General features: G+C 59.2%; 14 protein-coding genes. 11 read left to right on the forward strand and 3 right to left on the reverse strand.

Going from position 1 to position 20,899, the window contains the following annotated elements:
* Positions 1-74 precede the first annotated feature (74 nt).
* Complete coding sequence (gene rimP, locus GF423_RS07855; protein WP_154327823.1) at positions 75-590, reverse strand: ribosome assembly cofactor RimP; 516 nt, start codon at positions 588-590, stop codon at positions 75-77.
* A 325-nt stretch (positions 591-915) separates the two neighbouring features.
* Here rimP and GF423_RS07860 point away from each other — a divergent pair, with 325 nt between their 5' ends.
* The 3 genes from GF423_RS07860 to GF423_RS07870 are packed head-to-tail and all read left to right on the forward strand — an operon-like array spanning position 916 to position 5,136.
* Positions 916-3,546 carry a hypothetical protein gene (locus GF423_RS07860; RefSeq protein WP_154327824.1) on the forward strand — a complete coding sequence of 877 codons (2,631 nt, stop codon included), beginning with the start codon at positions 916-918 and terminating at the stop codon, positions 3,544-3,546.
* Positions 3,547-3,556: 10 nt separating this feature from the next.
* Positions 3,557-4,276, forward strand: a complete 720-nt coding sequence (locus GF423_RS07865) for a hypothetical protein (protein ID WP_154327825.1) — start codon at positions 3,557-3,559, stop codon at positions 4,274-4,276.
* 35 nt (positions 4,277-4,311) lie between these two features.
* Positions 4,312-5,136: an alpha-1,2-fucosyltransferase gene (locus GF423_RS07870; RefSeq protein WP_154327826.1), complete on the forward strand. Its 825-nt coding sequence runs from the start codon at positions 4,312-4,314 to the stop codon at positions 5,134-5,136.
* A 23-nt stretch (positions 5,137-5,159) separates the two neighbouring features.
* Here the strand turns inward: GF423_RS07870 and mfd are convergent, their stop codons facing one another.
* Complete coding sequence (mfd, locus tag GF423_RS07875) at positions 5,160-8,522, reverse strand: transcription-repair coupling factor (protein ID WP_394367012.1); 3,363 nt, start codon at positions 8,520-8,522, stop codon at positions 5,160-5,162.
* A gap of 169 nt (positions 8,523-8,691) precedes the next feature.
* The gene (locus GF423_RS07880) at positions 8,692-10,869 is read right to left on the reverse strand and encodes a glycoside hydrolase family 97 protein (RefSeq protein ID WP_154327827.1); all 2,178 of its coding nucleotides are present in this window, start codon (positions 10,867-10,869) and stop codon (positions 8,692-8,694) included.
* Between the two features lie 404 nt (positions 10,870-11,273).
* Between GF423_RS07880 and GF423_RS07885 the strand changes: the two genes are divergently transcribed.
* The 8 genes from GF423_RS07885 to coaBC all read left to right on the forward strand — a co-directional run bounded on the left by GF423_RS07885 (position 11,274) and on the right by coaBC (position 20,866).
* The gene (locus GF423_RS07885; RefSeq protein WP_154327828.1) at positions 11,274-12,317 is read left to right on the forward strand and encodes a M20/M25/M40 family metallo-hydrolase; all 1,044 of its coding nucleotides are present in this window, start codon (positions 11,274-11,276) and stop codon (positions 12,315-12,317) included.
* A gap of 39 nt (positions 12,318-12,356) precedes the next feature.
* On the forward strand, positions 12,357-13,058 hold the full coding sequence (locus GF423_RS07890; protein WP_154327829.1) for a 4-hydroxy-tetrahydrodipicolinate reductase: 702 nt from the start codon (positions 12,357-12,359) through the stop codon (positions 13,056-13,058).
* A gap of 20 nt (positions 13,059-13,078) precedes the next feature.
* Positions 13,079-13,960 (forward strand): 4-hydroxy-tetrahydrodipicolinate synthase, encoded by an 882-nt coding sequence (gene dapA / locus GF423_RS07895; protein ID WP_154327830.1) that lies wholly within the window; start codon positions 13,079-13,081, stop codon positions 13,958-13,960.
* A 3-nt stretch (positions 13,961-13,963) separates the two neighbouring features.
* Positions 13,964-14,737, forward strand: coding sequence for a 2,3,4,5-tetrahydropyridine-2,6-dicarboxylate N-succinyltransferase (locus tag GF423_RS07900; RefSeq protein ID WP_154327831.1), 774 nt, complete (start codon positions 13,964-13,966; stop codon positions 14,735-14,737).
* Between the two features lies 1 nt (position 14,738).
* Positions 14,739-15,956, forward strand: coding sequence for an aminotransferase-like domain-containing protein (locus GF423_RS07905; RefSeq protein ID WP_154327832.1), 1,218 nt, complete (start codon positions 14,739-14,741; stop codon positions 15,954-15,956).
* A 28-nt stretch (positions 15,957-15,984) separates the two neighbouring features.
* The gene (dapF, locus tag GF423_RS07910) at positions 15,985-16,830 is read left to right on the forward strand and encodes a diaminopimelate epimerase (RefSeq protein WP_206113171.1); all 846 of its coding nucleotides are present in this window, start codon (positions 15,985-15,987) and stop codon (positions 16,828-16,830) included.
* Positions 16,831-17,058: 228 nt separating this feature from the next.
* Positions 17,059-19,515 carry an outer membrane beta-barrel family protein gene (locus GF423_RS07915; protein WP_206113172.1) on the forward strand — a complete coding sequence of 819 codons (2,457 nt, stop codon included), beginning with the start codon at positions 17,059-17,061 and terminating at the stop codon, positions 19,513-19,515.
* Between the two features lie 157 nt (positions 19,516-19,672).
* Positions 19,673-20,866, forward strand: coding sequence for a bifunctional phosphopantothenoylcysteine decarboxylase/phosphopantothenate--cysteine ligase CoaBC (coaBC, locus tag GF423_RS07920; protein WP_154327835.1), 1,194 nt, complete (start codon positions 19,673-19,675; stop codon positions 20,864-20,866).
* The last annotated feature ends 33 nt before the right edge of the window (positions 20,867-20,899 follow it).

A 20,899-nucleotide genomic window follows, 5' to 3' on the forward strand; every position in this document is an offset into this window, starting at 1 on the left:
AAGTCGCATCGTGGGGTAAGGGGATGGTGGCTACATATTGATGTTGTGCTGTTGCTTTTTACTGAAAGCTGCTACTAACGACTCATAAATCTACCCTTAATCGTGTATTGGATGATAGTTGCGGATTTTAGGATTATATTTTTAGTGTATTTTATTTCGTCGTAAGCCAGGCTCATGTCGGTCTCAACCAGCTCGGGACGCTTCTTGCCTTCGGGTTTCACCTTCTGGGTCACGGTCAGGGTGAAGCCGTTGTCGCCGGCGTCCTTGAGTGTGCCCTTGAGCTTGACACCTGCCTTGGTGAGCACCTCGACGGGGCCGCCCACATTCTTGAGGTAGTGCTGTCGCACCTTGAAAGGCTCGCCTATGCCGTAGCTGCCCACGGTGAGCTCATAGTCCTCGCCCTTGTCGCGGTCAAATGCGGCCAGCACCTTGTCGTTCACCATCACGCAGTCGTCGATGGTCACGTCGCCCATGCTGTCGATGGCCACGTCGATCACATTGTCGCTGCTCACCTTCACCTCGACCAGAAACAGCCCCGTGCCGGCCAGGGCCTCGTTTATCACTTGAGCAAGTTGTTGCTTGTCAATCATTCTCGTGTAGCTTCGTAATAATATAAAAATGAGAGAACCTTAAGGAGGCCCCCTCGTCTGAATTGCGTTGCAAAGGTAGCTACTTTTTTGCAATCATGCAACATTGTGGGGGACATTGTGCTTCTTGGCCTTATTTGTTTTGTTAAAAATTTATATTAAATTATGTAAAATTATCTTTATTTAACTCGTTTCGGTCTGTGTCGCCTGCGCTTGACGGGCTGGTGGCGACGAGACCTGTAACGGCAGTAAAGCGGCACAACGTTGTGTAGTTTTAGGAATTTGTGTAATTTTGGGACAAAATTCTGAAAAAATCAAACTCACATAAATGAAAAGCAATCATAACAAAAGCCTATTTGGCATAGTGAAGGAGAAAAATCTCATCGCCTTTGTGGTCTCGGTGCTCGTGTTTTTTGTAATATCTTGGATATACTTCGCGCCCAACGATTTCAACGGCGACGTGATGCAGCAAGACGACATGACGGCTGGCATGGCCAACGGCCACGAGGCCGCCGTCTATCACGAGAAGACCGGCGATGTGACCCGCTGGACCGATGCCCTCTTCGGCGGCATGCCCACATTTCAAATCTCGCCCAGCTACAGCAGCAGCTCGATACTGAGCAAGGTGGCCAGTGTCTACTCGCTCAAGATACTGGGGGTGCCCGACTATGTGAGCTGGCTGTTTATGCTCATGCTCGGTTTCTACATTCTCATGCTGGCCTTCGACCTGAAGTGGTACTATGCCGTGCTGGGTGCCGTGGGCTACGCGTTCTCGAGCTATTTCTTCATCATCATGGGGGCTGGCCACATCTGGAAGCTGCTCACCCTGTGCTACATTCCGCCCACCATTGCGGGCGTGGTGATGTGCTACCGCGGCAAGTGGCTGAGCGGAGCTGCCCTCACGGCACTCTTTGCCGCCCTGCAGCTCATGTCCAACCATGTGCAGATGACCTACTACTCGGGCTTCATCATTGCCGCCCTGGCCATTGGCTACCTGTGCAAGGCAATAGGTGAGAAACGCCTCTCGGCCTGGGCCGTGGCAACACTTGCACTGGCCGTGGCCGGCGGCCTGGCCATCGCTGCCAACGCGCCCAACCTGTACTTGAGCAACAAGTATGCCAAGGAGACCATGCGGGGCGGCCACAGCGACCTCACACCCGTCAAGGGCCAGAAGAAGCAGAGCGAGACTGCCGGCAACGGCGGCCTCAACAAGGACTACATCAACATGTGGAGCTACGGCAAGGGCGAGACCCTCACCCTGATGGTGCCCAACGTGAAAGGCGGCGCCTCGATGAAGCCCACCCGCGACGAGAACAACCCTGCCAAGATTGTGAGTGTGCCCATGACCCTCGACAAGACGTCGAAGTTTGAGTCGATGCAGGAGAAAGGCGACTTCGACGGCCAGGACGGCCAGATCGCTCAGCAGTGCATGCAATACTTCACCCAGTACTTCGGCGACCAGCCCATGACCAACGGCCCCGTCTATGTGGGCGCCCTCATCTGCGCCCTCTTCCTGCTGGGCTGCATCGTGGTCACCGGCCCCGTCAAGTGGGCCCTGCTTGCAGTCACCATCCTCTCGATACTGCTGTCGTGGGGCGGAAATTTCACCGGTTTCACCGATCTTTTTGTCGACTATTTCCCGCTCTACAACAAGTTCAGAACACCGTCGAGCATCCTCGTCATTGCCGAGTTTACCATGCCGCTGCTTGCCGTGCTGGGCACCTGCAAGATGTTTAGCGACAAGGATTTCCTGACCCGGCACAAGTGGGCGTTCTATACCGCGTTTGGCATCACGGGCGGCCTGTGCCTGCTCTTTGCCTTGGTGCCCAGCCTGTTTGGCAACCTGCCCAAGAACGACCAGGGCACGCTGCAAGGCATTGCCCAGCAGCTGGGCGGCCAGGAGCCAGTCACGTTGCGCTCGAGCATCAAGGCCATAAGGCTGTCGCTGGTGAGCAGCGACGCCTGGCGGTCGCTTGGCTTCATCGTCGTGGGCTTTGCGGTGTGCTACGCCTATCTCAAGGGCTGGTTCAAGACCAGTGTCGCAGTGCCCGTGCTGACCATCGCTGCAGTGGTGCTGGTCGACATGTTCCTGGTCAACAAGCGCTACATCGATTCAGAGTCGTTTGTGGCCAAAGACGACATCCCGGCTGTGCAAATCCCGGCCACGCAAGCCGACAAGCAGATATTGAAAGACAAGTCCAACTACCGCGTGCTCGATGTGCAGAATTTCATGTCGGCCACTCCGTCCTACTATCACAAGACCGTGGGCGGCTACCACCCGGCCAAGTTGGCTCGCTACAACGACCTCATCGACCGCCAGCTCACCCGGGGCGGCCAGCTCAACATTCCGCAAGGGCCCACGGGTATCGAGTTTGAAAAGATGGGCGTGTGGAACATGCTCAACACCAAGTATATCAAGGTCGACGACAAGACGGTGATCACCAATCCTGCAGCCTGCGGCAACGCATGGATGGTCGATTCGCTCGTGTATGTGCCCAATGCCGACAAGGAGATGGCCTATCTCGACCATTTCAACCCCCGCACCAGTGCCGTGGCCGACCAGCGCTTTGCCAATGTCTTGGGGCAGGCCCGGTCTGTAACGGCTGGCGACACCATCGTCGAGACCAGCTATGCGCCCAATGAGCTCAAGTACCGCAGCCACAGTGCCAAGGGAGGCGTGGCCGTGTTCAGCGAGATATACTTCCCCTGGGGCTGGACGGCCACTATCGACGGCAAGCCCGTCTCGATAGGGCGCGTCAACTATGTGTTGCGCGCCATGCAAGTGCCGGCTGGCGACCACACCATTGTGATGACCTTCAAGCCTGTCGAGGTGAGCAAGACCGACGGCATCGCCACCGGCGCCATCGTGGCTATCTTTGTGCTGGTGCTGCTGGCCGTGGGCGCCAATGTGGTCCGGTGGCGCCGCCAGTCGGTGGCAGAAACACCCGATAAGCAATAACGCGCACATCATGGGGCGCATCCACCGTCTACGCACAGCCTTGAGCCGGCACCACCGCAGTGCCGGCTTCGGCATTCACTCGCCCTTTGCATTCAACTTTGTGTGCAACGTGCTGGGCGAGCGGCTGCCCTACTATGGCTATGCCGTGATCGAGGCAACCCGGCGCGTAGTGGTCGAGGCTGGCATGCACCGCCTGCATCACGCCCACGTGATATCGCTGAGCAACGCCAAGATGCTGTTTCGCATCGTGAACTACTTCGCTCCGCGCCACATTCTGCAGTTTGGCACCAACCACGGCGTCACTGCCGTGACCGTGCTGCTGCCCTCGAGCGCCGCACAGTTGTGCTTGTGCGAGCCCCTCTTGGGTTCGCGGCCGCTTGCCAGCCACGTGCTGCAGCCCTACATGAACCGCATCCACGTGCACAGCGACGCGGGCAGTGCCATTGCTGCCTATTGCCATGCCTTGCAGCACGACCAGCCGCCCTTTGTGCTCGTCAACGAGATAACCGACGGAAATGCCTACAAAGCAATCGAGCAATTTCTGTATACAATACTCGACGACAAGGGCATTATCGTGATGCGCAACTTAAATAAAGACAAGCAGTTGAAACAGCTCTGGGCCTCGTGTGAGCGGTATGTGCACGCGGGGCAGAGTTTCACCAACGAAAAAATCGGAATTATCGTGGCCACGCCCAAGTTGCAGCCCGAGCGCTTCAACCTGTGGTTTTAGCCTGGCCCAATCACTCTCATGCAAGAAAGAAGAAGATGAATATCGTAAGAATCAACGGCACCACAGCCGAGCAAATGTTTCAGTATGCCTTCTACCTGGCCCTGCACACCCACGACGACCAGGCCCGCCTCGATGTGCCCGACGGCAAGTGGATACAGTCGCTGTTTCGCTTGCCCTATTTCTTGAAGGCCACGCCCGAGCAGCTGGCCCGCTACGGCCGCGGCAACCTCAAGAGCCGCCTTTTCTCAAAGTTCAAAAAGACCGATGGAATCGTCTTCAAGGAGCCCGAAGGCTGGCGCTACAACAAGGAAATATTCGATAAAACCGACACTTACTTCGATGGCCGCTGGCTGTCGGAGCAATACTTTCAGACTGTGGCTACCGAGATACGCGACGCCTTCTCGGTGCCTGCCAGGGTGCTGCCCGAGCAATCGCGCAAAATGGTGAACATGCTGAGCCAGGGCAAGGCCGTGAGCGTGCACGTGCACAACCCCGGCAGCAAGAGTTGCACCTGCACCCCCGACTACTACAACTGGGCCATTGCCAGTGTGCTGGCCAGCGAGCGGCAGGCCCACTTCTATGTGTTCACCACACATGTCGACTGGGTGAGGGCCCACATCGACTTTCAGGGTGCCAAGCACGAGATTGTGGGCTACCCGGCCGACAAAGAGACGTCGTTGCTGCCCTATCTGTACCATGCCAGCCATCACATCGTGTGCAACACACTTGTGAGCTGGTGGGCCGCCTGGCTCAATGCCAATCCCGATAAAATCGTCGTTGCCCCCGACAAGTGGCTGCCTGGCCGTGAGACACCTCCCGACCTCGTGCCTCTCTACTGGTCGGTTGTGCCCACTACTTAGCCACGCGCAGTGGTGGGCACGTGTCAGCTCACGGGCATGGCTTGCATCGTCTTGAGGATGTCGAGTGCCTGCAGCACAGTGGTCACCTCGTCGATGCGGAAACTGCGCTTGCCGTTCACTTCGCGTATCTTGCAGCGCTTGGGATTGTGCTGCAAGTAGCTCAAGATGCGCCCGAAAGCCTTCGACTGGTAGTAGGCCACATTCTCGCTGCCCACAAAATAGAGATACATTTGACCCTGCTTGAGTGCGATTTTCTCGATGCCCAGGGTGCGTGCGGCATGGCGCAGCGGCACAATGCGTATGAGCTCTTTGCCCACATCGGGAATGGGACCAAAACGGTCGCGCAGCCGCGCCTCGAAGTCTTCTACCTGCTTGTCGCTCTCCATGCCGTCGAGCTCGCGGTAGAGCGCTATGCGCTCGCTCTCCTGGGCCACATAGCTTGCAGGGAACATGAGCTCGAGGTCGGTATCGATGGTGCAATCGCTCACATACTCGGTTTCTTCGCCCGAAATCTGCGATGATTCGGCCTCTTGCTGGGCGAAAGTATCGGCAAATTCCTCGGTTTTCAGCTCCAGTACGGCCTCTTTCAATATCTTTTGGTAGGTTTCATAGCCCAAATCGGCGATGAAACCGCTTTGTTCGGCTCCCAGCAAGTTGCCGGCACCGCGTATGTCGAGGTCTTGCATGGCGATGTGTATGCCCGATCCCAGGTCGCTGAAGCTCTCGATGGCTTGCAGGCGCCGGCGTGCCACGGGCGTGAGCGGCCGGCCAGGCGGCACCATCAGGTAGCAGAAGGCCTTGCGGTTGCTGCGCCCCACGCGGCCGCGCAGCTGGTGCAGGTCGCTCAGCCCGTAGTTCTGGGCATTGTTGATGATGATGGTGTTCACGTTGGGCATGTCGATGCCGCTCTCGATGATTGTGGTGGAGAGCAGCACGTCGTACTCGTGGTTGCTGAAGGCCAGGATGCGCTTCTCGAGCTCCTCGGGCGGCATCTGGCCGTGGCCCACCACCACCCGGGCGTCGGGCACCACGCGGTGTATCATGTTTTCGAGGGTGGGCAGCTGCTCGATGCGGTTGTTAACAAAGAATATCTGCCCGTTGCGCGAGAGCTCGAAGTTGATGGCCTCGCTCACGATGTCGTCGTCGAGCGTGTTGACCGAGGTGAGAATGGGGTAGCGGTTGGCCGGCGGGGTGTTGATGGCGCTCAGGTCGCGGGCGCCCATGAGCGAGAATTGCAGGGTGCGCGGTATGGGGGTGGCACTCATGGTCAGGGTGTCGACGTTGGTCTTGAGCTGCTTGAGCTTCTCCTTGGTGGCGACGCCAAACTTCTGCTCCTCGTCGACCACGAGCAGCCCCAGGTCGTGAAATTTCACCCGCTTGCCTATGAGCTTGTGGGTGCCTATGATGATGTCGATTTTGCCCGAGGCCAGGTCGGCAAGCACCTGTTTCACCTCTTTGGGCTTGCGGGCGCGGCTCAGGTAGTCGACGGTGACGGGAAAGTCCTTGAGCCGCTCGCCGAAGGTGCGGAAGTGCTGGAAGGCGAGCACGGTAGTGGGCACGAGCACGGCGGTCTGCTTGCCGTCGACAGCCGCCTTGAAGGCCGCCCTGATGGCCACCTCGGTCTTGCCGAAGCCCACATCGCCGCACACCAGCCGGTCCATGGGCCGCGGTTTCTCCATGTCGGCTTTCACGGCCTGTGTGGCCTTGAGCTGGTCGGGGGTGTCCTCATAGATGAACGAGGCCTCGAGCTCCTGTTGCAGGTAGCCGTCGGGACTGAAGGCGAAACCCTTCTGCTCGCGGCGCTGGGCATAGAGCTTGATCAGGTCGCGGGCGATGTCCTTAAGCTTGCTCTTGGTGCGCGACTTCATCTTGTTCCAGGCGCCGCTGCCCAGCTTGCTCAGACGCGGTTCCGCGCCCTCCTTTCCGCGGTACTTGGAGAGCTTGTGCAGGGCGTGTATCGAGACAAAGATGATGTCGCCGTTGAGATACACCAGCTTTATCATCTCCTGCATGGTGCCGTTGATCTTGGTGCGCACCAAGCCGCCAAACTTGCCTATGCCGTGGTCTTCGTGCACGATGTAGTCGCCCACCTCGATCGAGTTGAGCTCCTTAAGGGAGAGGGCCAGCTTGCCGCTGCGGGCACGGTCGCTCTTGAGGCTGTACTTGTGGAAGCGGTCAAAGATTTGATGGTCGGTGAATACACACAGCTTCAAGTCGTCGTCGACAAAGCCCTCGTGCAGGGTCTTGTCGACGGGGGTGAACTGGATGTGGTCGTTGCGGTCGTCGAAGATGGCGCGCAGGCGCTCGATCTGCTTGGGCGAGTCGCTCAAGATCATGATTTTGTAGCCCTTGCCCAGGAAGTCGTTGAACGACTGGCTGATGAGGTCGAAATTCTTGTGGAATATGCCTTGCGGGCTGCAGTGCAGGCGCAGCCGTGCATCGGCCTTGCTGGCGCTCTCGCCATAGCCCAGGTCGATGCGCCTGAAGCTGTCGAGGCTGGCCAGGAAACGAGGCACGTCGACCACCTTTTTCATGGCTTCGGGGTCGCCCTCGTCGGCCACCAGGGCATTTTGCGAGAGCGTTTCCTCGCTTATGGCCTTGACGCGGCTCCTGAGCCACTCCACGTCGCGGCAGGCGAGCACCGTCTCGGGCTGGATGTACTCGAGCAGCGAGGTGCCGCTGTCGATGTCGCTGGCATTGCTGTTGACCAGCGACACGCTCTCGATGCGGGAGTCGCTCAGCTGGGTTTCCACGTTGAAGGTGCGTATACTGTCGATTTCGTCGCCGAAGAAGTCGATGCGGTAGGGCAGCTCGTTGCTGTAGCTATACACGTCGAGGATGCTGCCGCGCACGCTGAATTGCCCGGGCTCGTACACGTAGTCTACCTCTTGGAAGCCAAACTCGCGCAGCCGCTTGCTGGTCTCGGTGAGGTCGACGGTGGCGCCCACCTGCAGCGTGATGGTGGTGTTGTCGATCACCTGGCGCGAGGCCACCTTCTCGGCAAGCGCCTCGGGGTAGGTCACCACGCAGCGCAACTCATCGTTGCAGTACCACTGGTTGAGCACCTCGGTACGCAAGATGGCACTGGGAGCGTCGACTTGACCGTACTTGATGTCGCGCTTGTAGCCCGACGGGAAGATGAGCACCTGCTGCTCGCCGTTGATTTGGCACAAGTCGTTGTAGATGTAGCCGGCCTCGTCGAGGTCGTTGGCCACGATGAGATAGGGGCTGCCCAGACGTGGCATGCGGGCAAGAAGCATCGACGAGGCCGAACCGGCCAGGCCGTCGATCGACACGACACGGTTGCGCGTGCCAGCAAGCATTTTCTTGATGGCTGCCACTCGTGCCTTGTTGTTGAAAATATCACATAATTCTTTTAATTCCACAACAATCTATTTCTATTTTCAAGGTTGCAAAGATAGCAAAAAAATACCACACTCAAGCAGGCCGCGCCACCCCCCCCTTCAAGCAGAAGGCCACGGCACCGGTGCACTGCCATGGGGGTGCGGGTGTCGTGGCCTTGCTGTAGTGTGCGTGTAGTGTGTGCCGTGCGGGCTATTTCAGCGGCTTGATGCTTATGGCATAGCCGCCGCCGGCCACCGAGTGCAGCTTGAGCACGGTCTTGGCGTTCACCTTCTTGCGCGTCACGGTGTAGCTCTGCGGGTTGGTCAGGTAGTTGGCCTTGGGCCCGTCGGCATAGATGGTGGCCTCATACTGGCGACCCTTGTCGAGGAAGTTGAGGGCCACGGTCGAGTTGAAGTCGCTCTTGCCCGTCACGTTGCCCACATACCAGTCGTCGCTGTTCTTGGCCTTGCGGGCGATGGTGATGTATTCCATGGGCTCGGCCTCGAGATAGAGGCTCTTGTCCCAGTCGACGGCAACATCCTTGATAAACTGGAAGGCGTCGCGGTATTTCTCGTAGTGCTCGGGCATGTCGGCGGCCATCTGCAGCGGGCTGTAGAGGGTGACGTAGAGGGCCAGCTGGCCGCACAGGGTGCTCAGCACCTTGCTCTTGTTGCTTGTAAACGTGCTCAGGTCCATCTCAAAGATGCCGGGCGTGTAGTCCATGGGGCCGCCTTGCAACCGGGTGAACGGCAAAATGGCGGTGTGGCCGGGCTGGGTGCCGCCAAAGGCCTGGTACTCGGTGCCGCGGGCGCTCTCGTTGCCCACCATGTTGGGCCAGGTGCGGCACAGGCCGGTGGGGCGCACGGCCTCGTGGCCGTTGACCATGATGTGGTGCTTGGCAGCCTCGGTCACGGCATAGTGGTAGTGGTTGACCATCCACTGGCCGTAGTGGTACTCACCGCGGGGAATGATGTTGCCCACATAGCCGCTCTTGACGGCGTCGTAGCCGTAGCGGTTCATCAAGGTGTAGGCCGTGTCGAGATGGCGCTCGTAGTTGCGCACGCTCGACGAGGTCTCGTGGTGCATCATGAGCTTGATGCCCTTGCTGTGGGCATAGTCGTTGAGGGCCTTCAAGTCGAAGTCGGGGTAGGGCGTGACAAAGTCAAACACATAGTCCTTGCTGTTGCCAAACCAGTCTTCCCAGCCCTCGTTCCAGCCCTCGATGAGGAGCTCGTCGAAGCCGTTGGCAGCGGCAAAGTCGATGTAGCGGCGCACGTTGGCATTGTTGGCGCCGTGGGTGTGGTTGGGCTGGAGCTTGCTGTAGTCGGTGATGCCCAGTTTCACGCTGTTCACGGCATTGGTATAGGACCATGTGCTCTTGCCGGTGATCATTTCCCACCACACGCCCATGTATTTCACGGGGTGTATCCAGCTGGTGTCTTCAATCTTGCAAGGCTCGTTCAGGTTCAGTATCAGGCGCGAGGCCAGGATGTCGCGGGCGTCGTCGGCAATCTGTATCGTGCGCCAGGGCGAGTGGCAGGGCGTCTGCATGTAGCCCTTCTTGCCCTGGGCGTCGGGGGTGAGCCACGACTCAAATATCATGTTCTTGTCGTCGAGGTTCAGGCTCATGCACGAGTAGTCGAGCAGGGCGGCCTCGTGCAGGTTGATGTAGAGCCCGTCGTCGGTCTTCATCTGCAGCGAGGTCTGCACGCCGGTCTTGCTGAACTGGTGCTGCGAGCTGTTGGGCGTCACCGCCTTGTCGAAGAGGCTGCGTATCTGGCTCAGGCGGCTGCGGGTGTACTCATATTCCTGGGTGTCGTAGTCGCCGGGTATCCACCAGGCCATGTGGTCGCCCGTCATGGCAAACTGGGTGTGCTCTTCCTTGATGACAAAGTAGTTCAGGTTCTTCTGCTGCGGGAACTCGTAGCGCAGGCCCACGCCGTCGTCGTAGACGCGGAAGCGTATCACGATATAGCGGTCGTTTTTGGCCTGGTTGAGTGTCACGGCCAGCTCGTTGTAGTGGTTGCGTATCGAGCTCTCCTCGCCCCACACGGGGCGCCACGTCTCGTCGTGGGTCGATGTCTCGGCCTTGGCCAGCGTGAAGCCGTTGTAGAGCGACGACTTGTCGACATGCTCGCTGCCCGAGCCCGACTCGTAGAACTGGTGGCTGGCGTTCTCGCTGTCGAGTTCCAGCCCCAGGCGGCTCTCCTTGATGGCCGTCTTGTTTTTGAAAAACACTTGATACACAGGTACGCCACCGCCCTTGACGTCGAAGGCGAGCCTGATTGTGCCGCTTGGCGAGCTCACCGTCTCGACGGCTTGCGAGCCCGACGGGAAGAGACATGCCACGGCAACTGCCAGCGCTGTGATAATGTGTAGTCTGTTCATACTTTTTCTTTTGATAACGTGTTGATGCATCGCAGCCTGCCGGCACAGCGTGCAGCGCTGCAACGAGTTGATAATTTTGGTTCTGGCCCCAAAGTTAATAATTATTATTGAAACCACGTAGCGGCAGGCGCCACAATAATAGTTGCCAACTATTGCGCTCAGTAGGGGGCCGGCCGTTAGGGCTGCAATCCCTGTCTCAACGATGGCTGGCTGAACATGCTTTTGCACCTTAGCTGCGAGGTCGCGTTGCCTTGGGGCGAAATCCTCAATAATTCATAAAAACGCAATTGCCCTCTTGCCCATGTAAGCGAAATTTAGCAATTTTGCATTTGCTTTGCAAGCGGATGCTCGCGTGTGGCGAGCGCCAGGCAAGCAACCAAAATGATTTCAAGTAGATAAGGAAAATGGACGCACCTATTAGTAGTAGTAGAAGTATCGATATTGAGTTGTACAGGGAGTTGCTGGCTGTTGACTCCACCTCGGGCAAAGAGCGCGACCTGGCCTTGCTGCTTGCGCGCCGGCTGCCACAGGGATCGTCGTGCCAGGCCAGGCTCATGGAGGTGGGCGACGGTACGCTCAACTTGCAGCTCTCGTGGGGCACCCCCCGTGTGTACTTCTGCACCCATCTCGACACTGTGCCTCCCTACATCGCGCCCGAGTTTGAACCTGCCCCAGGTGGCGACATCAAGGTGAAAGGTCGCGGCAGTTGCGATGCCAAGGGGCAAATCATGGCTATGTACTCGGCTTGCCGCGAGCTGGAGCGAGAGGGCCTCTCGGGTTTTGCGCTGCTGCTGCTCGCGGGCGAGGAGACCGGTTCGCACGGTGCCAAGGCCTATGCCCGGAGCCAGCCAGGCGGCGAGTGGGTGATTGTGGGCGAGCCCACCGGCAACAAGATGGTGGCCGCCAGCAAGGGCACCAAGGCCTTCGACATCACCATCACGGGCCAGAGCTGCCACTCGGGCTATCCCGAGCAGGGCGTGAGCGCCATCGAGCTCTTTGTCGACTTTGTCAACCAGCTGCGGGCCACGCGTTTCCCCGTCGATCCTGTGACGGGGACTACCACCTACAACCTGGGTCGCCTCGCGAGCGACAACCCACAAAACGTGCTGAGCGACAAGGTGCGCTTCAGGCTCTACTGGCGCACCACCCAGGCCAGCGACGCGCTTGTGACTGCCACTGTCGAGGGCATGGCCGGCGAGCGCGTGCACATCGAGGCACTGGGCGGCGACACCCCCATGAGCTATGCCACGCTCGAGGGCTTCGACACCACCATCGCGGCCTTTGGCAGCGATGCCCCGCGGCTCTCCAACTTCAAGCACCGCGCCCTGTGCGGCCCAGGCTCGATACTGGTGGCACACCGGCCGGGCGAGTGTGTGATGCTGAGCGAGATTGCCCAGGCCCGCGACCAGTATGTGCGCATGTTCAAGCAGATTATTGCTGCGCAATAGCGCAGCTATATTTAGAGTTATAAAACAATATTGAATGATATGGAAAATGCAACATCAACATTGAAAATCGTGATAAGCGGTTATGGCAAGATGGGCAAAATGGTGGAGCAGGTGCTTGCCCAGCAGGGCATTGCTTGCGTGGCCAAGACCTGCGACGTGGCCGCTCTCGACGATGCCGTGGCCCGCGACGCCGTGTGCATCGATTTCTCCACCCCGGCAGCATTCAGGGCCAACTATGCCGAGCTGGCCCGCAAGTTCAAGGCTGTGGTGGTGGGCACCACGGGGTGGTACGACATCAAGCAGGATGTGTTTGCCGCCTTCAAGCAGGCTGGCACCACACTGATATGGGCGTCCAATTTCTCGATAGGCGTGACCGTGATGTCGGCCGCCGTGAGTCTCATCTCAAGGTTGCTGGGCGCTGCCGGCGGCTACAGCCCCTATATCGTTGAGAAGCACCACATTCACAAGCTCGACGCGCCCAGCGGCACGGCCAAGACGCTGGCCGGCCTGGTGCAAGCGGGCATGGGGGTGGAGCCTGCCGTCGCCTCGGTGCGTGTGGGCGAGATTGCCGGCATTCACACGGTGGGCTTCGAGGGTGCGTGCGACCGCATCACCATCGAGCACGAGGCCTTCTCGCGCCAGGGCTTTGCCCAGGGCGCTGTGCTTGCCGCCACCATGACGCAAGGTCTGGCTGCCGGCATCTACGAGTTTCAAGAAATGATAGTAAAGAACTTACAATAACAATTAACTTCCCTCAACACATGTTAGACAACTATTTGCTTAAGGGTTGCGGCACCGCACTGGTGACGCCCTTCAACGAGGACCAAACGGTAGACTACGAGGCCTTTGGCCGCATGGTGACCCGCCAAATCGACAACGGCATCGATTTTCTCGTGCCGCTGGGCTCTACGGCCGAGACCCCGTGCCTGGAAGACGACGAGAAGAAGAAGCTGCTGGCGCTCACCAAGGAGCTGTGCCAGGGCCGCCCTGTGGTGGTGGGCGCCGGCACCAACTCGCTGAAAAAGACCATCGAGACCATCAAGATGCTGGAGCCCTACGACCCCGATGCATTTCTCGTGGTTGTGCCCTACTACAACAAGCCCACGCAAGACGGCTTGCTCGAGTACTTCAAGGCTGTGTCGCAGTCGACCGACAAAAACATCGTGGTCTACAACGTGCCAGGCCGCACGGGTACCAACATGCAGGCCCACACCACCCTGCGCGTTGCCGAGCTGCCCAATGTGATCGCTGTGAAAGAGGCTTCGGGCAACATCGACCAGGTGCTCGAAATCAGGAAATATGCCCCGTCGGGCTTCAGCGTGCTCAGCGGCGAGGACGGCCAGACGTTCCCGTTGATGGCTGGCGGTGCCCAAGGCGTGATAAGCGTGGCCTCCAATGTGGCTCCGCGCATGATGAGCCACCTGTGCCACCTGCTGCTGGCCGGCGAGATGGGCGAGGCCCTGGTGCTCGACAACAAGCTCAAGCCCCTCTACAAGGACTGCTTTGTAGAGAGCAACCCCATCCCGGTCAAGGGCGCCCTCTCGCTGCTGGGCCTGTGCAAGCCCTACATGCGCCTGCCGCTCACCAGCGCCACCCCGGCAACGATGGATCTCATGAAGAAAGTGATAGGTGAATACAAGTGAACGATGGAAACAGCCAAAGAAAACTTTGAGCGCCTGTGCCGCCAGCTCGAGTGCGGCCAGGTGAGAGTGGCCGAGAAAAACGACGGCCACTGGGTGGTGAACGCCTGGGTGAAGGAGGAAATCCTCAAGGGCTTTGCCTGCGGCGTGCTCACCGACATGAGTCAGGGCCAGTTCAGCTTCTACGACAAAGACACCATTGCGCCCCGCACCTTCTCGCTCGACGACAAGGTGCGCATCGTGCCCGGAGGCAGCAGCGTTCGCCGCGGCGCCTATCTGGCACCGGGCGTGATTGTGATGCCCCCAGCCTATGTCAACATAGGCGCCTATGTCGACAGCGGCACCATGATCGACTCGCACGCCCTGGTGGGCTCGTGCGCCCAGGTGGGCAAAAACGTGCACCTGGCCGCTGCCTCGCAATTGGGCGGTGTGCTTGAGCCAGTGGGCGCCCTGCCGGTGATTGTCGAGGACAATGTGTTTATAGGCGGCAACTGCGGCATCTACGAGGGCACCATCGTCGAGGAGAATGCCGTGATAGGTACCGGCGTGGTCATCAACCGGTCGACGGCCGTGTATGACGCGGTCAACGGCGGCTATATCACTGCCAATGCCCAGGGGCAAATCGTGATCCCGGCCGGCGCGGTGGTGGTGGCAGGGAGCCGTCCCATCGTGAAAGGCCCCGGCAAGGAAGCCGGAGTGCACCTCTACACGCCTGTGATTGTGAAATACCGCGACGAGAAGACCTCGGGCGCAATTACGCTTGAACATTTATTGCGATAATATGGACTATGACAGTTTGTTTTCGGCCGACACGGCCTCGTTCATGCGCTCGCCCGTGCGCGAAATTTTCAAGCGCGTCGACTTGAGCAAGATCTATTCCTTTGCCGGCGGCTACCCCTCGCCCGACGCTTTCGACCTCGAGGGCGTGAAGCAGAGTGCCCTGCAGGTCATCGACCGCTATGGCAGCAAGGCACTGCAATACAACGCCACCCAAGGCATTCCCGAGCTGCGGCAGGCCTTGAGCGAGCGCTACGGCGTGCCTCTCGAGCGCGTGCAGGTCACCACCTCGTCGCAGCAGGGCATCGACGTGTGCACCCGCGTGATGGTGGACCCGGGCGACGTGGTGCTCACCTCCAACCCGTCCTACTTGGGTGCCTTGCAGTCGTTTCGCTCCTACCGCGCCCACATCGTGGGCGTGCCCCACAGCAACGACGACGGCGAGTTCAGGGCACGCTATGAGCAGGCCATCGACCAGTGCAAGAGGCAGGGTCGCAAGGTGAAGTTTCTCTACATGATCCCCGATTTTCAGAACCCCTCGGGCGAGACACTGCCGCTCTCGCAGCGCCGCCTGCTGGTGGAGCTGGCCAGGGAGCACGGCTTTGTGATTGTAGAAGACAGCCCCTACCGCGAGTTGCGCTATCGGGGGCACGACGTGCCCACCATCTACTCGCTCGATCCCGACTGCGTGCTGCACCTGGGCTCTTTTTCCAAGATACTGGCACCTGGGCTGCGCCTGGGCTGGATACTGGGCAACCCGCAGCTGCTCGACCAGATTTATGTGTGCAAGCAGTCGCTCGACCTGTGTGCGCCCGTACTCGACCAGTATATTGCCACCCAATTTGTCACCTCGGGCCGTCTCGATGCCAACATCGAGAAAATCAAGGGTCTCTACAGCCGGCGCTGCCAGGGCATGCAAGAGTTGCTGGCCCGCTACATGCCGCAGGGCGTGACCTGGACCCGCCCCGATGGCGGCTTGTTTCTGTTCCTGACCATGCCCCAGGGCTTTGATGCGGTCAAGTTCTACGACCGCGCCCTCGACAACGGTGTGGCCTATGTGGCCGGCTCGTTTTTCCACCCCGACGGCAGCGGGCTCAACACCATGCGCCTCAACTTCTCGTTTATGGACCTGGAGCGCATCGACAAGGGCTTGCAGCTGCTGGCCCGCCTCATAGGCGAGGAACTCGACGCCCTGGGCCTGCGGTGCGATGCCGGGCAGTAAAATTATAATAAAACTAAAAAACACAACGATGATGAAACTATACAAATTCCATGGCGCTGGCAACGACTTTCTCATTGCCGATGCCCGCCGCGACACAGTCAACCTCAGTCAAGAAGAAATCGTGCACCTGTGCGACCGTCACACGGGCTTCGGCTCCGACGGCCTCATGGTGATAGGCAACAGCAACGACACTGCCTTTAAAATGAAATTCTACAACCCCGACGGCACATCGGGCATGATGTGCGGCAACGGCGGCCGCTGCATCTCGGCCTATGCCGCCATGACCAGCGCCAATGACGAGCGCCACTTCGTGTTTGAGGCCCCCGACGGCCTCCACGAGAGCTGGATAGAGGCAGGCCCCGAGACCGACGCGCTGGGCGACTGCACTCGTGTGGTGCGCCTGAAGATGAGCGACGTGAAGGAATTTAAGAAATATGACGACACCAGCTACTTCTTCAACACCGGCGCCCGCCACTTTGTGACCGCCGTCGACGATGTCGACCACACCAACGTGTATGCCAACGGCCGCGCCTATCGCTACTTCGACACCCGCTTTGCCCCCGAGGGCGTGAACGTCGACTTTGTGCAAGTGCGCGACGGCGTGCTGCACGTGCGCACCTACGAGAAAGGTGTCGAAAACGAGACTCTGGCCTGCGGCACGGGCATCGTGGCCACGGCTCTGGCTGCCTACATGATGGGCGTGCAGCCCGAAAGTGTGGAAAACGGCGTGGTGCGCTATGCCGTGCAGGCTCGCATCAGCCTGCTGCACGTGGAGTTTGAACCCGAGAAAAAGGCCAGCGGCAACATCACCTTCAACAACATCTACCTCACCGGGCCGGCGACCTATGTGGGCGAGATCGAGGTCGATCTTTAGCGCTCGCGCAGCAAGAAAATGAAGACTGCAACACACGCGGCATCGCCTTGCGACTAAGACTGTGCCGCGTGTTTTTTTATAAAGAAATTTGAGATTTTGAAAAAAAAACGGGGCGGAGTGAAACTTTTTGCGCTACCGTTGCGTCTTATAAGTGAAAATTGCAACAAGCCAGGCAGCGACGGCTTGGCAAAAAGGCAAATGCGTATAAACTCAACAAACTCATCGATAATGAAGAAACTCCTTACACTTGTGCTGATGGTTGTGTGTGTGAACATGGCCCTCCTGGCACAGTACAGCGTGAAATTTCAACTCAACGACTCCACAGGCCAGGGCGAGCCCTATGCCACAGTGCGCATCTACCGCGCCAGCGACACCACCCGGGTCGTGACGACCGGCGTGACCAGCCTCGACGGCTCCTACAAGCAGCAGCTGGCCAGCCCCGGCGACTACCTGGCCGTGATATCGGCCGTGGGCAAGGTGAGCGTGCAGCGCGACTTCCAGCTCTCGCACAACAACAAGACTGTCGACCTGGGCACCATTGTGATAAAGGACGCCGACAACGTGCTGAGCGGTGTCACCATCACCGCCCATGCCCCTGTGGTGACCAAGGAAATCGACCGCATTGCCTACAACGTGCAGAACGACGACGACGCCAAGACCAACACGGCCCTTGAGATGCTGCGCAAGGTGCCCCTGGTCACCGTCGACGGCCAGGACAACATCCTGGTCAAGGGCAGCAGCAACTTCAAGATATACAAGAACGGCCACCCCGACCCCACACTCTCGGGCAATGCCAAAGACGTGCTCAAGGCCATACCGGCCAGCATGATAAAGAGGATCGAGGTCATCACCGACCCAGGTGCAAAATACGATGCCGAGGGCGTGGGCTCCATTCTCAATATCGTGACCATCGACAACTCGAGCATGAGCGGCATCACGGGCACGGTGGGTATCCGCTTCGACAACTACGGCTCCTGTAACCCCAATGCCTACATCACTGCCCAGGTGGGCAAGGTGGTGACCAGCCTGAACTACGGCATGTTTCGCATGTCGCACCGCCGTGGCCAGCAGCACCAAGAGGGCATGACCCACTACAACGACACAGGCTATGAGCTCTATTCCAAGAGCGACAATAGAAACAAGGGCGACGGGCACTTTGTCAACATCGAGTCGAGCTGGGAGCCCGACACGCTCAACCTGGTGTCGATGGCCTTTGGTGGCTATGCCTATCACCTCAACCATCAAGGCATCTCCAGCCAGTGGATGAACGATGCCAGTGGCCAGCGTCTCTACAGCTTCGACACCCGCACCCGCATGCCCCGGTACTCCTACTACAACTTCGACGGGCAGCTCGACTACCAGCACAAGACCCATGTGAAAGACGAGACGCTCACCCTGAGCTATATCGTGTCGACCAGCCGCACGCGCTCCCACAGCGAGAACGACTATTTCAACCTGGAGAACGCCCCCATGGGCTACACGGGCTATGGCAACCGCAGCAAGGAGAACTTCCTTGAGCACACCTTCCAGTTTGACTGGACACGCCCCTTTGCCCAGTACCACAAGATAGAAACAGGCGTGAAATATATACATCGCTCCAACAAGAGCCACACCACTATGGACTATGAGGGCCTCGACCCCGACACGCTCGACGTCGACAATCGCCTCAACCACCTCACGCAAGTGGTCGCAGCCTATGCCAGCTACACCTTTCACAAGAACTCGTGGAGCGCACGTGCCGGCCTGCGCTACGAGTACAGCTATCTCAAGGCCAAGTACCCCGGCGGCGGCCAGCCCAGCTTCCACACCAACCTCAACGACTGGGTGCCCAGCGCCAGCCTGAGCTACCAGATGGGCATGTTCAACAGCCTCACCCTGTCGTTTGCCACCACCATCAACCGCCCGGGCATCAACTACCTCAACCCGGCAGTGATAAGCACCCCCACCAGCATCAGCTATGGCAACGCTCACCTCAAGAGCGCGCGCAACTACTCGGCACGGCTCAACTACATGCACACGGGTGCCAAACTCACCTTCACGCTCACGCCCACCATCAGCTGGTCGCGCAACGGCATCACCGGCATCCAGACTGTGCAAGACGACAAGACGGTCTCTACCTATGCCAACGAGCTTGAATCGTTCTACTATGGCTGCTACGGCTATGTGCAGTGGCAACCTTTCAAGACTACCAGCATCTACCTCAACGGCGGCCTGGGCCGTCAGCGCTACAAGAGCGACAACCTGGGCCTGGAAAATGCGCGCTGGTCCAGCTTCGCGTGGCTCAATGTCACGCAGCAGCTGCCCTGGAAGCTGCGGCTCACCCTGAGCGTGGGCCGCTTTGGCGGCGGCCCCGACGGTCTTTATGGCCGTGAAAAAGTGAGCTACTGGCCCGACATCGCCCTGCAACGGTCATTCCTGAAAGAAGACCGCCTCACCGTGAAGCTGGATGCCCAAGTGCCCTTCTCGGGCAAGTACATGAGCTCGACCAGCTACACCACGCAAGGCGACTACACCGGGTGGAGCAGGATGAGATGGCCGGTACGCGGCCTCACCGTCTCGGTGAGCTACCGCTTCGGCTCGCTCAAGGCGCAGGTGAAAAAATCGAGCGTCACCATCGAGAACAGCGATGTGGTGGGTGGCGCCGGCAAGGGCCAGGGCGGCCAGCAGGGCGGCAGGGGCAATTGACCGGGCTGCCACGCCGCAAGATCGCATTGCATGGCACGCCGTGGTGCAGCACCACGGCGTGCCATGTGTGTTTTGCCCTCGATAAGTGGGTGCAATGTTGTGTCGAGTGAATAAAATATTATACCTTTGCAGGCGTTATCACTCTCATCATGCAACAATGCTAAAAGGAAAGAAAATAGTGCTTGGCATCACTGGCTCGATTGCAGCCTACAAGGCTTGCCTCATCGTGCGCGGCCTCGTCAAGCGCGGGGCCGAGGTGCAGGTGGTGATCACGCCTGCCGGCAAGGAGTTTATCACCCCTATTACCCTGAGTGCGCTCACCCACAAGCCTGTGGTGAGCGATTTTTTCTCGCAGCGCGACGGCACGTGGCACTCGCACGTCGACCTGGGCCTGTGGGCCGATGCCATGCTCATCGCGCCCTGCACGGCGAGCACCCTGGGCAAGATGGCCAATGGCATTGCCGACAACATGCTCGTTACCACCTACTTGTCGATGAAGGCGCCAGTGTTTATAGCGCCTGCCATGGACCTCGACATGTACCGCCATCCTTCGACCCGGCACAACATGGCCACATTGCGCAGCTATGGCAACCGCATCATCGAGCCGGGCACCGGTTTTCTCGCCTCGGGGCTTGAGGGCAAGGGGCGCATGGAGGAGCCCGAAGTCATCATCGAGACCCTCGACCGTGCTCTCGACAGCACGCCCTCGCTCGAGGGCCGGCACATTCTCATCACCGCAGGACCCACCTACGAGAAAATCGACCCTGTGCGTTTCATAGGCAACTACTCGAGCGGCAAGATGGGCTTTGCTCTGGCCGAGGAGTGCTACCGCCGCGGCGCTCAGGTCACGCTTGTGGCCGGTCCGGTGTCGCTCTCGTGCTCGCCGGGCATCGAGCGCATCGACGTGGAGAGTTGCGACCAGATGCACGCCGCCGCCACGCGGGTCTTCCCAAGCTGCCAGGCTGCCGTGTTGTGTGCCGCCGTGGCCGACTTCAAGCCTGCCCGGGTGGCCAGTGCCAAAATCAACCGCGGGGCTGGCGGCCTGCACATCGACTTGCAGCCCACTCACGACATTGCCGCCTCGCTGGGCGGCATGAAGCAGCCAGGCCAGCGCCTCGTGTGCTTCGCCCTGGAGACCAACGACGAGGAGCAGCACGCCCGCGCCAAGCTCAAGAAGAAAAATGCCGACTTCATCGTGCTCAATTCCACCCGCATCCCCGGCACCACCTTTGGCACCGACGACAACCAGGTCGCCATCATCTCGGCCTCGGGGCGCCGCGACTATCCCAAAAAGAGCAAGACAGCTGTTGCGGCCGACATTGTCGACGAGCTGGAAACATTGCTACAGTGAGAGCTTCGGCTTTTGGCCCCTCACATGACAACA

Origin of the sequence: Sodaliphilus pleomorphus (assembly GCF_009676955.1) — a bacterium.
In the GTDB taxonomy this organism is placed as follows: Bacteria; Bacteroidota; Bacteroidia; order Bacteroidales; family Muribaculaceae; genus Sodaliphilus; species Sodaliphilus pleomorphus.